Source organism: Brevibacterium luteolum, assembly GCF_013004595.1.
Classification (GTDB): Bacteria; Actinomycetota; Actinomycetes; order Actinomycetales; family Brevibacteriaceae; genus Brevibacterium; species Brevibacterium luteolum.
This window is the reverse complement of sequence record NZ_JABEMC010000002.1, coordinates 330,460-342,556: the sequence shown is the minus strand read 5'-3', so window position 1 is coordinate 342,556 and position 12,097 is coordinate 330,460. Positions and strand designations below refer to the sequence as shown.

General features: G+C 66.4%; 19 protein-coding genes. 10 read left to right on the top strand and 9 right to left on the bottom strand.

Annotated features, from left to right (window positions below; translation table 11 throughout):
* Nucleotides 1-17 precede the first annotated feature (17 nt).
* The 5 genes from rpsF to HLA91_RS05060 all read left to right on the top strand — a co-directional run bounded on the left by rpsF (nucleotide 18) and on the right by HLA91_RS05060 (nucleotide 2,670).
* A complete protein-coding gene (gene rpsF, locus HLA91_RS05080) occupies nucleotides 18-308 on the top strand; it encodes a 30S ribosomal protein S6 (RefSeq protein WP_102162493.1) in 291 nt (96 codons plus the stop codon).
* Between the two features lie 51 nt (nucleotides 309-359).
* Nucleotides 360-947 (top strand): single-stranded DNA-binding protein, encoded by a 588-nt coding sequence (locus HLA91_RS05075; protein WP_170273811.1) that lies wholly within the window; start codon nucleotides 360-362, stop codon nucleotides 945-947.
* A gap of 60 nt (nucleotides 948-1,007) precedes the next feature.
* Entirely contained in the window at nucleotides 1,008-1,247 is a 240-nt protein-coding gene (gene rpsR, locus HLA91_RS05070) for a 30S ribosomal protein S18 (protein ID WP_102162491.1), read from the top strand.
* Nucleotides 1,248-1,265: 18 nt separating this feature from the next.
* Nucleotides 1,266-1,724: a 50S ribosomal protein L9 gene (gene rplI, locus HLA91_RS05065; RefSeq protein ID WP_165884026.1), complete on the top strand. Its 459-nt coding sequence runs from the start codon at nucleotides 1,266-1,268 to the stop codon at nucleotides 1,722-1,724.
* Nucleotides 1,725-1,875: 151 nt separating this feature from the next.
* A complete protein-coding gene (locus HLA91_RS05060; protein WP_170273810.1) occupies nucleotides 1,876-2,670 on the top strand; it encodes a MerR family transcriptional regulator in 795 nt (264 codons plus the stop codon).
* Between the two features lie 330 nt (nucleotides 2,671-3,000).
* On the opposite strand, the gene HLA91_RS05055 is transcribed toward HLA91_RS05060, so the two are convergent.
* Nucleotides 3,001-3,312: a hypothetical protein gene (locus tag HLA91_RS05055; RefSeq protein WP_170273809.1), complete on the bottom strand. Its 312-nt coding sequence runs from the start codon at nucleotides 3,310-3,312 to the stop codon at nucleotides 3,001-3,003.
* Between HLA91_RS05055 and HLA91_RS05050 the strand changes: the two genes are divergently transcribed.
* On the top strand, nucleotides 3,304-4,617 hold the full coding sequence (locus tag HLA91_RS05050) for a DUF445 domain-containing protein (protein ID WP_170273808.1): 1,314 nt from the start codon (nucleotides 3,304-3,306) through the stop codon (nucleotides 4,615-4,617). The genes HLA91_RS05055 and HLA91_RS05050 overlap by 9 nt on opposite strands.
* 149 nt (nucleotides 4,618-4,766) lie before the next feature.
* Nucleotides 4,767-5,072 (top strand): cytochrome c oxidase subunit II, encoded by a 306-nt coding sequence (locus HLA91_RS05045; protein ID WP_170273807.1) that lies wholly within the window; start codon nucleotides 4,767-4,769, stop codon nucleotides 5,070-5,072.
* A gap of 14 nt (nucleotides 5,073-5,086) precedes the next feature.
* Here HLA91_RS05045 and HLA91_RS05040 read toward each other — a convergent pair whose 3' ends face one another.
* Both HLA91_RS05040 and HLA91_RS05035 read right to left on the bottom strand, forming a co-directional pair.
* Nucleotides 5,087-5,479 carry a hypothetical protein gene (locus HLA91_RS05040; protein WP_170273806.1) on the bottom strand — a complete coding sequence of 131 codons (393 nt, stop codon included), beginning with the start codon at nucleotides 5,477-5,479 and terminating at the stop codon, nucleotides 5,087-5,089.
* Nucleotides 5,476-6,390 (bottom strand): phospholipase A2, encoded by a 915-nt coding sequence (locus HLA91_RS05035; RefSeq protein WP_170273805.1) that lies wholly within the window; start codon nucleotides 6,388-6,390, stop codon nucleotides 5,476-5,478. Before HLA91_RS05035 ends, HLA91_RS05040 begins: the two co-directional genes overlap by 4 nt.
* 262 nt (nucleotides 6,391-6,652) lie before the next feature.
* Between HLA91_RS05035 and HLA91_RS05030 the strand changes: the two genes are divergently transcribed.
* The 3 genes from HLA91_RS05030 (at nucleotide 6,653) to dnaB (ending at nucleotide 9,536) form a co-directional block, all read left to right on the top strand.
* A complete protein-coding gene (locus HLA91_RS05030; RefSeq protein WP_170273804.1) occupies nucleotides 6,653-7,009 on the top strand; it encodes a hypothetical protein in 357 nt (118 codons plus the stop codon).
* Nucleotides 7,010-7,045: 36 nt separating this feature from the next.
* Nucleotides 7,046-8,020, top strand: coding sequence for a cytochrome b/b6 domain-containing protein (locus HLA91_RS05025; RefSeq protein ID WP_170273803.1), 975 nt, complete (start codon nucleotides 7,046-7,048; stop codon nucleotides 8,018-8,020).
* A 169-nt stretch (nucleotides 8,021-8,189) separates the two neighbouring features.
* Entirely contained in the window at nucleotides 8,190-9,536 is a 1,347-nt protein-coding gene (gene dnaB, locus HLA91_RS05020; RefSeq protein ID WP_170273802.1) for a replicative DNA helicase, read from the top strand.
* 84 nt (nucleotides 9,537-9,620) lie between these two features.
* Here dnaB and HLA91_RS05015 read toward each other — a convergent pair whose 3' ends face one another.
* From HLA91_RS05015 to HLA91_RS04990, 6 genes are all read right to left on the bottom strand, one after another.
* Nucleotides 9,621-9,872, bottom strand: coding sequence for a BrnT family toxin (locus HLA91_RS05015; protein ID WP_346726240.1), 252 nt, complete (start codon nucleotides 9,870-9,872; stop codon nucleotides 9,621-9,623).
* A complete protein-coding gene (locus tag HLA91_RS05010; RefSeq protein WP_102162481.1) occupies nucleotides 9,857-10,117 on the bottom strand; it encodes a ribbon-helix-helix protein, CopG family in 261 nt (86 codons plus the stop codon). The genes HLA91_RS05015 and HLA91_RS05010 overlap by 16 nt, the downstream gene beginning before the upstream one ends.
* A gap of 96 nt (nucleotides 10,118-10,213) precedes the next feature.
* A complete protein-coding gene (locus HLA91_RS05005; protein ID WP_239557103.1) occupies nucleotides 10,214-10,753 on the bottom strand; it encodes a DUF2332 family protein in 540 nt (179 codons plus the stop codon).
* Between the two features lie 72 nt (nucleotides 10,754-10,825).
* Nucleotides 10,826-11,137 carry an SMR family transporter gene (locus HLA91_RS05000; RefSeq protein WP_170273895.1) on the bottom strand — a complete coding sequence of 104 codons (312 nt, stop codon included), beginning with the start codon at nucleotides 11,135-11,137 and terminating at the stop codon, nucleotides 10,826-10,828.
* Nucleotides 11,137-11,532 (bottom strand): DMT family transporter, encoded by a 396-nt coding sequence (locus HLA91_RS04995; RefSeq protein ID WP_338076780.1) that lies wholly within the window; start codon nucleotides 11,530-11,532, stop codon nucleotides 11,137-11,139. The genes HLA91_RS05000 and HLA91_RS04995 overlap by 1 nt, the downstream gene beginning before the upstream one ends.
* A gap of 118 nt (nucleotides 11,533-11,650) precedes the next feature.
* The gene (locus HLA91_RS04990; protein WP_170273800.1) at nucleotides 11,651-11,995 is read right to left on the bottom strand and encodes a hypothetical protein; all 345 of its coding nucleotides are present in this window, start codon (nucleotides 11,993-11,995) and stop codon (nucleotides 11,651-11,653) included.
* Nucleotides 11,996-12,097 lie beyond the last annotated feature (102 nt).

Below are 12,097 nucleotides of genomic sequence, written 5' to 3'. Positions count from 1 at the left end.
GAGGAGGTGGGTGACACGTGCGTCATTACGAGCTGATGCTCATTCTGGATCCGGAACTCGAAGACCGTTCCGTTGACACCACTGTCGAAAAGCTGCTGAAGGTGGTTCCCGCTGACGGCGGCACCGTCGACAATGTCGATGTGTGGGGCCGTCGCCGCTTCGCCTACGAGATCAACAAGAAGGCCGAAGGCACCTACGTTGTGGTGAACTTCCACGCCAAGCCCGACACGACCAAGGAACTCGACCGCCAGCTCGGCCTCAACGAGACCGTTCTGCGCTCGAAGATCCTGCGTCCCGACGCGAAGTAATCCAGCAGATCCGAGCTCGGAACCGCTGACCCCCACGCTGTAAGGAGCATCATGGCAGGCGACACGATCATCACTGTGGTGGGAAACCTCACCGCCGACCCCGAACTGCGCTACACGCCCAACGGGGCTGCGGTCGCGAACTTCACAGTGGCGTCGACCCCGCGCATGTTCGACCGCAAGAGCAACGAATGGAAAGACGGCGAGACCCTGTTCCTGCGCTGCAACGCGTGGCGGGATCTTGCTGAGAACGTCACCGAGACCCTGCAGCGCGGCACCCGCACGATCGTGCAGGGCCGGCTGAAGTCGCGCAGCTTCGAGACGAAGGAAGGCGAACGCCGGACCGTCTTCGAGCTCGACGTCGACGAGATCGGCCCGAGCCTGCGCTACGCCACGGCCAACGTGACGAAGAAGGAGTTCTCCGGCGGCGGCTTCTCAGGAGGCGGCCAGGGAGGATTCTCCGGTGGCGGACAGCAAGGCGGCGGTCAGCAGCAGGGCGGCGGCTGGGGACAGAACCCCGGCGGCTTCGGCGGGCAGCAGGGCGGCCAGGGTCAGTCGAACGACCCGTGGGCCAGCTCGAACCCGCAGGCCAACCCCGGCGGAGGCTGGGGCAGCCCGACCTCGGACGAACCACCATTCTGATCACACCCCGGCAGGCGCGTGCCTGCCGCTGATCAACAGATTTTCTGACAGGAGCACATCATGGCAAAGCCGGATCCCCGGAAGCCCATCAAGAAGAAGGCGAACCCGCTGAAGTTCGGCGAGGCAGCCCAGATCGACTACAAGGACACCGCAACCCTGCGCAAGTTCATCTCCGACCGCGGCAAGATCCGCGCTCGTCGCGTGACTGGTGTCAACGTGCAGGAACAGCGCATCATCGCCAAGGCCGTCAAGAACGCCCGCGAGATGGCGCTGCTGCCCTACTCGGGCTCGACCCGATAAGACGAGGGGAGTAGAACAATGGCTACCAAGAAGGTCATTCTCAACCAGGAAGTCGACGGCCTCGGAGCCGCCGGCGACGTCGTCGAGGTCAAGGCCGGCTACGCCCGGAACCTGCTGATCCCGCGCGGCTGGGCCACCACCTGGTCCGCAGGTGCTGAGAAGCAGATCGAGTCGCTGCGCAAGTCGCGCCAGGCCCGCCAGCTGGCCGACCGCGACGAAGCACTCGCACTCAAGGAGAAGCTCGAGGGCAGCTCGGCGAAGATCGAGATGAAGGCCGGACAGAACAACCGCCTCTTCGGCGCTGTCACCGCCGCACTCGTCGCCGACGCACTGACCGAGGCACACGGCACCACCTTCGATCGCCGGCAGATCGCCCTGCCCGGCCACGTCAAGGAGCCCGGCAGCTACACCGCCACCGTGCGCGTGCACGACGAGATCACCGCGAACGCGAAGTTCGACGTCATCGGCAAGCGCTGAGCCGCTCGCTGAACTGCCACTGAGCTGACGCAGCTCTCACAGGCCCCGGAACCCGCCCCACGCGGTTCCGGGGCCTGTGCGCGTGTGGGTCGGACTTGACCCTCACGCTGCGTCAGGGCCGAACGTGGTGGATGTGGACGATACTGAGGGAATGGACGAGCACACCACGGAGCTGACAGTCGGCGCGGCCGCCCGGCTGCTTGACGTCAGCGTGCGAACCCTGCACCACTGGGACGCCATCGGGCTGGCCAGCCCGAGCGAACGCACGTGGGCCGACTACCGCATCTACACGGCAGCCGATATGCAGCGGCTGCGCCGCGTGCTCATCTTCCGCGAACTCGGCCTGCCGCTGGCAGAGATCGGCCGGATCCTCGACGATCCGGACATCGACCTGGCAGCAGAGCTGGCTGAACAGCGGGAATCCCTCCTGACACGTATCGACCAGCTGCAGAGAGTTGTCTCTGCAGTCGAACGGATGATGGAGACCACCACTATGGAGAAACTGACAGCAGCCCAGCAGGCTGAGATCCTCGGCCCGAACTGGAACCCCGAGTGGGAGGCCGAAGCGCAGCAGCGCTGGGGCCAAACCGACGAATGGGCCCAGTCCGAGTCGATCAAGCAGAAGATGACCGCCGCCGACTGGCAGCAGGTCAAGAACGACATGGACGCCTTCGAGGCAGAACTCGTCGCCGCGTTCACGCGCGGAGTCGAGCCCGGCAGCCAGGAGGCGAACATGCTGGCCGAGCGGCACCGCGCCTCGATCGGCCAGTGGTTCGACATGACCATCGAGAAGCAGGTGTGCATCTCGCGCCTCTACGTCAGCGACCCGCGCTTCGCCGCGCACTACGATGAGCGCGCAGACGGCTTAGCCGCCTGGCTCGTCGAGGTGATCGCTGCCGGCGCCTTCGCCCGAGGTGTGGACCCGGAGACTGCCGAATGGCAGTGAGTTCCGGCCTCAGCCGGTGGCCGTGACCGTATAGACGGCCCGGCCATCGGCATCGGTGGTTCTCTCCGCCGATACCCCATCGGATAGGTGTTGGTGAAGCCGGTGGTGACTTCCCTGCCGTCGACGACGATGAAGTGCGCACCGCCCGAGCCCATGCGTGGCGAGCAGGCAGAACTCCTCAGCTCGAGGGTCATCCAGCATCTGCTGATCGGCGGCAAGCCAGCAGAACTGCCGGCTTGCCGCCGAACTCACCCGGGCTGCACCCGCCCGCCCGGGGGAGAGGTGAGGCCGGTGCGTTCGGAGTCGGCGAGCTTCCGGGTGCCCGAGGTGTCAGGCCCCTGTGACGATCTCGCCCTTGTCGTCGCGGTGGAAGAGGACTGCGACGTGGCCGGAGCAGTCCGTCCCGGGCCGGGCCTTCGCCACCAGCGGCCAGTGCGCGGCGATCTTCTCACTGAGCGCGCGGGCGGATTCCGAGGCCGCCTGCTGATCTGCACCGGCAGCTGCTGAGGATCCGCCGCTGTGCGAAGGTGCTGAGCAGGCGGTGCCGAGCACCGCGATCGAGGCGGCAAGGGCGAGAGCGGGCAGTCGTGTCTTCCGGGTGGGGAGTCCGGGCCGAGGTGTCAGAATAGGGACATGACTCACTCGCCCACCACCTCGGCGGCGGCCGGATCCACCGGACCGACCGCACCGGCGCGCATCGACGACACCTTCGGCGACCTCGAGCGGGCGCGTGCGCTGAGGAAGATGCGCCAGCTGGCGACCGCGCTGCTCGTGCTGGCGGCGTGCATCTTCGTTCTCACCCACGTCTTCACCGACCTGACCGGCGTGTGGGGGTTCGTCGCCCGCGGGTCCGAGGCGGCGATGATCGGGGCGATCGCCGACTGGTTCGCGGTCACCGCGCTCTTCCGCCACCCGCTCGGGCTGCCGATCCCGCACACGGCGATCATCCCGCGCAAGAAGGACGTGCTGGGCGAGAGCATGTCGAACTTCGTCGCCGCGAACTTCCTCACCTCCGTCACCGTCGCCGCGAAGATCCGCAACGCCCAGGTGACCGCGCGCATCGGCGGCTGGCTGAAGGAGCCGGGCAACCAGGAGATCGTCGTCACCCGTGCCGGGCAGGGCCTGGAGTATGTGCTCAGGCGCGTCGATGATGATGCGATCGAGGCGCTGACCCGCGAGGTGCTGGTGCCCAAGCTCGTCGATACGCACAAGTCGCCGGTGCTCGGCCGGCTCGTCCACGAGATCGTGCAGGACGGGGCCCACCACCGGCTCGTCGACCTCGTCGTCGGGGAGGCGTACACGTGGCTGGCGGCCAACCCGCAGGTCATCGACGACGTGGTCGCGCAGAAGGCCCCGGACTGGGTGCCGGCCTTCGTCAACGAAGGGGTCGCGCGCCGGCTGCGCCGCGAAGTCCTCGAATGGATCTCCGATGTGCGCGACAACCGCTACCACAAGGCCCGGCAGGCCCTCGACCGGTGGCTGCTCGAACTCGCCGCCAACCTGCGCGAGGACACCTCGATCGCGAAGCGCGCCGAGAACGTCATCGACGACCTGCTGCGCGAAGAGGGCGTCGTCCAAGCCGTCCTCGATGTGTGGTCCTCGCTCAAGCGGCTGCTGCGCGGGGCGGTGCTCGACACCTCCGGCGAGGTGCACCAGCGGCTGCGTGCGCTGCTCAACCAGACCGCGACCCGGATGGTCGAAGACGCAGAGTTCTCCCACGCGATCGACAATCGGCTCGCGATCACCGTCGGCGACCTGGCCGAGTCCTTCGGCCCGGAGATCGCCAGCGTCATCTCCGATACGATCGCCGGCTGGGATGCGAAGGAGGCTTCCGAGCGCATCGAGCTCTACGTCGGCAAGGACCTGCAGTACATCCGCATCAACGGCACCGTCATCGGCGCGCTCGTCGGACTGTTCCTGCACGGGGTGATTCTGCTGCTGCCGTAGCCCGAGGCCGCGGCAGCAGCAGGATTCCGCTCATTGCGAATCACACCACGCGCGGCAATCCACGGCACTTCGCAGCGGCGAAGATGCCAACTTCTTTGGGCTCGGGTCATGCGGCGCGATTGTAAAGAATCTCAGGAGATGAGGGAGTCATGTCGACTATCTTGCTGGTGCTAGGAGCGCTGCCGCTTGCATTTCTCTTCGGCTGGTTTTGGTACGCCGCAGCCCGGCTCGTCGCGCGCTGGCGCACGACCCTGATCATGTTGCCGGTTGGCCTTGCGGTGTTCGGAGCCGGGTTCTGGCTGCGTGAGAGCCCGGCCGGTGCGGCGACGGTGTCGACGGGCGGGTATACAGCCATTGTGCTGCTGTGGATCGCTGCTGGTGTCTGCGGACTTCTCCTCAGGATGAGACGCGCAAGCCGGTTATCCCGGCGCAACGCCGCCGGCGATAGAGAGTGATCGATGGGTCGGCGTCACAATTGCCATCTCGGCGCCGGCCCACTCGGCAGTGCGAGGACGAGGAGCGAGGTCGTCAGCAGCACGAGCGAGGCGGGCAGCCAGATGATCGGCACAGCGAAGCTGATGCCGAGCGGATCGGCGATGTTCATCCCGATCGCCACGACCGCACCGATCGCCGCGGCGACCGCGACCCCGGCGATTCCCCGCCGCAGCCAGCGCTCGCCAGCCACCGCCTCGCGCGCGGCGCGCAGACTCAGCATGAGGATGAGACCGGCAGCAGCCGCCACCGCCGCGATCGCCAGCAGGTCGACGACGACGAGCCCAGCCCGGCTCGGCATGGCCCCGCCGATGAACATGAGCGCCACCGAGGCGGCCACGAGCACCGGCGGCAGGATCCGTCCGGTCACGAGATCGCGGTCTTCCCGGCCACGGCGACATAGTAGTGGCCGGCGATCACTCGGCAGCCGCGGCGTTTGACGCCGGCATCGTAGTAGCCGTAGTCGCAGTTCTGCACGAGATGGTCGAGGAAAGTGCTGTCGCAGATCTTGCGGCGCTCCCTGCGCTCCGGGCGCGGCAGGTCGAGGTCGACCTCGATGCACATGTCGTGCCGGGCGCACGGCCCGCGGAAGTCGGCCTTGCCCCACGCGTCCGGCGACCAGGTGCAGTAGTCGTGCAGCGCCTTCTGCACATGATCCGGGTCGTAGATGTAGTCGCTGGGAACCGTGACCTGCTCCGGGCGCTCGATCGCCTCGGCATACGGGGCCAGGCTCGGCGGTGCGCCGGCGGTCTCGGCCGTGTCAGGCGCCGCGGCGGTGCCATTGCCGAGGACCAGCTCGGCGAGCATCTGCTTCGAGGCGGTGTCATCGACATCGAGCCCGGCGGGGCTGAAGATCGGCACGAGCAGCTCGCCTTCACCGGCCGGCTCGGCGGTCGTGACCTCGACACCGGTGTCAGTGGCGCTCACGGCCGGGTCGCTGAACCCGTCTGGGGTGGCGATCATCGCGGTGAAGGTGAAGGAGCTGTCAGTGCAGGTGAGCTCGGCGCCCTCGCCCAGGTGGCAGCCTCCGGGCAGGTCGAGTTCGAGCTGCGAGGTGGTGGCGCCTGCCGGCAGCGGCACAGGGTCGGCGATGAGGACGGCCTGGCTGCCCGCCTCGTCGGACATCGAGGTCACCGGCACGCGCAGCGGGGCAGTCTGGGCAGCTGCGGCTGGGCTGGTGAGGAGTTCAGCACCGAGCAGGAGGGCGGCGATGAAGGCCAGCGCGGGCAGCAGCGTCAGGCGCGCGGCACCGGAACGGGAGTGGGGATGAGTCGGGGGCATGTCGGAGGGGTGTCCTTCGGGGTGGGGATGTGATGTCTGCCGGACGGCGCCGTCCGGGCGGAAGGACCTGGGGTGTGACCTGCCGCACATTCGACCCTAGCACTGCCTGCCCGTGCTGTCAGGGGCCGATGGGGGATGCGTGCCGCTGCAGTTCCCGCTCCCGAGGTGGGGGTCACCGGTGGTGCCGAGGGTGGGGATTTCCGGACCGGGCTGCAGGGAGAACCGCATTCTGCTCAGCCGGCCACAGGCGGAGACTGGGAATATGAACACACCGATCCTCACCGCGCACGCGTTGATCGGCATCATCCCCGTCACCGGCCGCGCCGTGACCCTGGCCGGCATCGCGGTCGGCAGCCCTGCAAGATCAGCAGCCGCGGCGTCGATCGGACTGCTGCTCGTCGCCCCGCCTGCCGGACTCGCGATGGTTCTCTCACCTGTCACGATGGCGACCATGCCCGCTTCGGTCGTCCTCGGTGCACTCATCGTGCGCGCCAGCCTGTCCTTGACCCGGCCGCTGCAGGGGAGGATGGCGCTGGCAGCCTGGTCTGCACCTCGGGAACGGGACCCGATGCTCCGTCGGGCGATGACAGGCGCTAAAGTCAGGTGTCAGAGTCAATGACCATCAGGCTGTGGAACTTCGGCGGAGGAGACCCTCATGGCAGCAGCGGACAGCAAGAAGAAGCGCAAGAAGAAAAAGAAGAAGAGCGGCGGCACCCCGTTCCGCGAATCGCCGTTCTTCAAGCTCGTCTGGATCGTCCCGATCGCACTCGTCGTATTGGCGATTGCCGGCGTGCTCGCGCGCATGTTCCTGGGCTCGGCCAGCGGCCAGGAGTTCCTCGCCAAGTATCCCGGCCACTCAGAGCTGCCTGCAGGCACCCCGGAGGGCTTCCCGTGGTGGGCGCAGTGGCAGCACTTCTTCAACATCTTCCTCATGGTCCTCATCATCCGCTCCGGGTGGCTCGTGCGCGTGCAGCAGAAGCCGGAGGCCTACTGGACGCGGACCGTGAAGAAGCGGAAGAAGGGCGCAGCCGAACCGACGAAGATGAGCATCTACCTGTGGTTGCACCTGAGCCTCGATGTGCTGTGGCTGCTCAACGGCTTCATCTTCGTCATTCTGCTGTTCGCCAGCGGCCACTGGGCGCGCGTCGTGCCGGTCAGCTGGGACATCTTCCCGAACATGGTCTCAGCCGGCCTGCAGTACCTGTCGTTCGACTGGCCACAGGAGATGGCCTGGGTCAATTACAACGCCCTGCAGGTGATGGCCTACTTCGTCACGATCTTCATCGCCGCCCCGCTGGCAGCGATCTCCGGTGTGCGGATGTCGCCGATCTGGCAGAACACCTGGCCGATCTCCAAGGCCTACCCGGCTCCGGTCGCGCGTGCCATCCACCTGCCGGTGATGTTCTACTTCGTGGCCTTCATCGTCATCCACGTGCTGCTCGTCTTCACCACCGGCATGCGGCACAACCTCAACATGATGTTCTCGTGGACCGGTGACAACGCCACCAGCTGGTGGGGCTTCATCATGTTCGCCATCGCGATGATCGTCCTGGCCGTCGGCTGGATCGCCGCCCGCCCACTGTTCCTGCAGCCGGTCGCGCAGATGTCGGGCAAGGTCACCACGCGCTGATTCCGGCTGGCGCAGCCAGTCTCCACAGTCGCCGTCGCCGAGGTGCCGGTCGCGTCCACACGCGACCGGCACCTCGCGTGCGGGCCGTTCACACCCGCCTGCGGGCGATATGTCGGCTGGTTCCCGAGCGGCTACAGTGGGACAGCAGACAGCTGATGGAAAGGCGCCGATGACAGACGATCAGTGGCAGCGGGCAGAGGCCGGAATGCGGACCCCGCCCCAGGATCTCGATGCCGAGGAGTCGATCCTCGGTGGCATGATGCTGTCGAAGGACGCGATCGCAGACGTTGTCGAAACGGTGCGCGGCGAGGACTTCTACAAGCCGGCCAACGAGACGATCTACGACGTCATCCTCGACCTCTACGCCCGCGGTGAGCCCGCCGACGCGGTCACCGTCGCCAACGCCCTGCAGAAGGCCGGGTCGCTGGCCCGAGTGGGCGGGGCAACCTACCTGCACACGCTCATCGCCTCGGTGCCGACTGCGGCGAACGCCGGCTACTATGCCCAGATCGTGCGCGAACGCGCGATGCTGCGCAAGCTGGTCGAAGCCGGCACCCGGATCGTGCAGATGGGCTACGACGCCGAGGGCGACACCGACGATCTGGTCAATCGCGCGCAGGCCGAGATCTACCAGGTCACCGAGCGGCGCACCGCTGAGGACTATGTGCGCCTCGGCGAGATCATGGAGAGCACTGCCAACGAGATCGAGCGGATGGGCGAGCACGGCGATGACACCGTGGGCGTGCCGACCGGCTTCACCGAGTTCGATGACCTCACCAACGGTCTGCATCCGGGCCAGATGATCGTCATCGCTGCCCGCCCTGGCGTTGGCAAGTCGACGCTGGCCCTCGATATGGCCCGCTCGGCGGCGATCGCCGCGCGTCAGTGCACCGTCATCTTCTCCCTGGAGATGGGCAAGCAGGAGCTGTCGATGCGCCTGCTCAGCGCCGAATCCGGGGTGCCGCTGCAGAACCTGCGCCGGGGTGAGGTCTCCGAACAGGACTGGACGACGCTGGCGGCGAAGATGTCGCGGATGCACGATGCGCCGCTGTACATCGACGACTCGCCGAACATGGCGCTGACCGAGATCCGCGCGAAGTGCCGCCGGCTCAAACAGCAGCACGATCTGCAGCTCATCGTCATCGACTACCTGCAGCTGATGTCATCCGGCAAACGTGTGGAGTCGCGTCAGCAGGAGGTCTCGGAGTTCTCCCGGTCGCTCAAGCTGCTGGCCAAGGAGCTCGAGGTTCCGGTCATCGCGCTCTCGCAGCTCAACCGGTCCTCTGAGCAGCGCACCGACAAGCGGCCGATGATCTCGGATCTGCGCGAGTCCGGTTCGATCGAGCAGGATGCCGATATGGTGCTGCTGATCCACCGTGAGGACATGTACGATCCGGAGTCCCCGCACGCCGGTGAGGCCGACATCATCGTCGCCAAGCACCGCAACGGCCCGACCGGCGAGATCAAGGTCGCCTTCCAGGGTGCGCGCTCGCGCTTTGCGAACATGCCGCACTGACGGGGCGTTGCGGTCGGCGGGCGAACAGAAGTCGTGAAACGCGTCGTGGATCGCGAAGCCGTCACCGATCTGGCTGCCGTGACGTCAGAACACGAGGCGGCGATATTCGGCTCGTGCCTTCATCGCATGGATGATCTCAATCTCTCCGTCGTCCCATATGAGCACCACAATTTCGAGGAGTCTTCCCTTAATGTCGAGACCGATGCGCAGTTCCCGTCGCGGGTGCTCGTCATCCAGTGGGCCACCGGCGAGAACTGCCGTCGCGGCGCACAAGGCGTCTTCATCGCTGATCCCGTGCTTTCGAGCCGATGGCGAGATGATCACTTTGCTGACCACTCTCGCACTGCAGTGCGGATTGCGGTCGAGCGGTCCATGCCCTCGCGATCCGCGCGCTCCATCAGCTCTGCCAGCTCGGAGTCGGAAAAGCGTGTCGGAATGACCTGGGAGGCCTTCTCAGCACGGGGTGGCCGTCCCCAGCGCCGCTTCAGCTGATCGACGTCGTAACCGGCTTCTGCTTCGTCTGCCCAGGCCTGTACTTGCTCGTCCGAGACTTCGTGTCCATTGATAATGCGCTTCGACATACTTCTTATTGTATTACGTAATACGCTTTGAGGGAAGAGGAATTTCTCTATCTTGAGCGTCGGCAATAGACCCGGGGTAGCGGCTGTGGGTCTTGCCTAGAAGTCGGCGGGTCTCGGGGTGAGTCCCCGGTACGACTGACCATGCGGTCCAGTGAATGCGACGGGTTCGCCGTCGACTGCGAGGACGAACCGTCCCTTGGCCTGCTGGGCGACGCTTTCATCGAATTCCGGGAACGCGCCTGCGCCTTCATTGCTGATCCACACCACTGAGGGCTGCGCGGCCATCGAATCAGCAAACTTTCGGCGGGCTTCTGCATGCACGTAGGCGAGCACCGCCGAGTGGAACACAACGACGGTCGCTTCTGCCGGAGCCTCGGCGATGAGGGAATCGAGGTCGGTGAGCAGATTCCCGGTGACAATTCGCGGCGGGTCTGCGGCGACGATCTGAGCGGCTGCCCGCAGCCGTTGCCTTCGAGCCTCGTGCTCGGGCCAGACGAGCGACTCCAGCCATCGCAGATCCGACTCGCCGGTGACGTCGAGGGGGTTGAGATCGCGGCCAGCTGACCAGACCACCGCAGGAACGGACTCGGGAACCCGAGCACCGAAGATCGTGCACGGTCCTGGCTGCCTCTGCAACGACGGGACCGGACGCTGACGGCATGCTGCCAGACTGCGCCAGGACCACCTCGGCGGCGGGGTACTCAGCCCCTATCCGAGTTCAACCATCAGCACACCGGTTGCCACGAGCACAATGCCCAATCCCATCACCCAGGTGAGCGGTTCGCGGAAGAGCAGGTGAGACAGCAGCGCGGTCAGGGCGACACCCCCGGCGGCCCAGATGCCGTAGGCGACGGCCAGATCCATGCCGCTGGCAAGTGTGAGCGACAGGCACGAGAACGCGATGACATAGCCGAGGCCGACGGCGGCGTACCAGATGCGGCCGCCGGTGACGGCCATGCGCAGGCACAGGGTGCCGGCGACCTCGGAGACGATCGCAGCGGTGAGGAACACCCAGGCGATCATGCCGGCCCCTCAGCGGTTCCGAGCCCATCGACTGAACGGTTCGCGGCGTGGGCGCCGAGTTCGATGCACAGCACCCCGGCGATGATGACGATGATGCCTGCACCCATGAGCCAGGAGAACGGCTCGGCGTAGATGATGACCGAGAGCACCGCGGTGAGCGCGACTCCGAAGGCCGCCCACACGCTGTAGGCGACCCCCAGGCTGATGCCGGCGCGCAGCACCCCGGCCAGGCACGTGAAAGCGATGAGGAAGCCGGCCACCACGACGGCGTAGAGCGCCGGGTGGGTCAGCGCGCCCTTGAGCGACAGCGACCCGGACACCTCGGCGATGATCGCGACGATGAGCAGCATCCAGCCGCGCAGCCGCCGTGGTGCTTCAGCCGTCCCGGCCACCGGAATCCTCCCGTCATGTGCAGCGTCATCTCAGGTGCACAGCCCGGGCATCACGCGACCCCCAGGCGGCAGCACCTGGGTCAGTGTAGCGGTTCGGCGATGGCAGCGGCGGTGTTTGTCAGACGCCGGCCGACGGGCTGCCGGGTGAGTCCGTCTGGCGCTCGCCGTAGACGAGGACGAACTCGTCGATCGCCTCGCGCGTCAGATGCGCGATGTCGGAATGGAGCTTCTCCTCCAGCAGCAGCCGTTCGGCGAGGAGTTCGGCGTGGGATTCGCGGGCTTCGTCAGCGGCTTCGATGAGGGTTTCGCGTTCATCGCCGTCGAGGTTCGGATCACCGGCCGTGATGCGCAGGCACTGTTCGCAGCGGGCGACTTCGCGCCGGGACTGCTCAGCGGCTTCGGTGAGGTCGTTGAGGATGGATTGGTTGTCGAGACAGTCTTCCCATTGGATCTGCGGCGTCATGGCTTTCACCTTTCTCGCTCCCCTGACCCAAGCATAAACAACACCGCTGACATTCGAGCTGAGAATCGCTCATTCCCGCCTGTGAGTATCGGCCCGGCACGC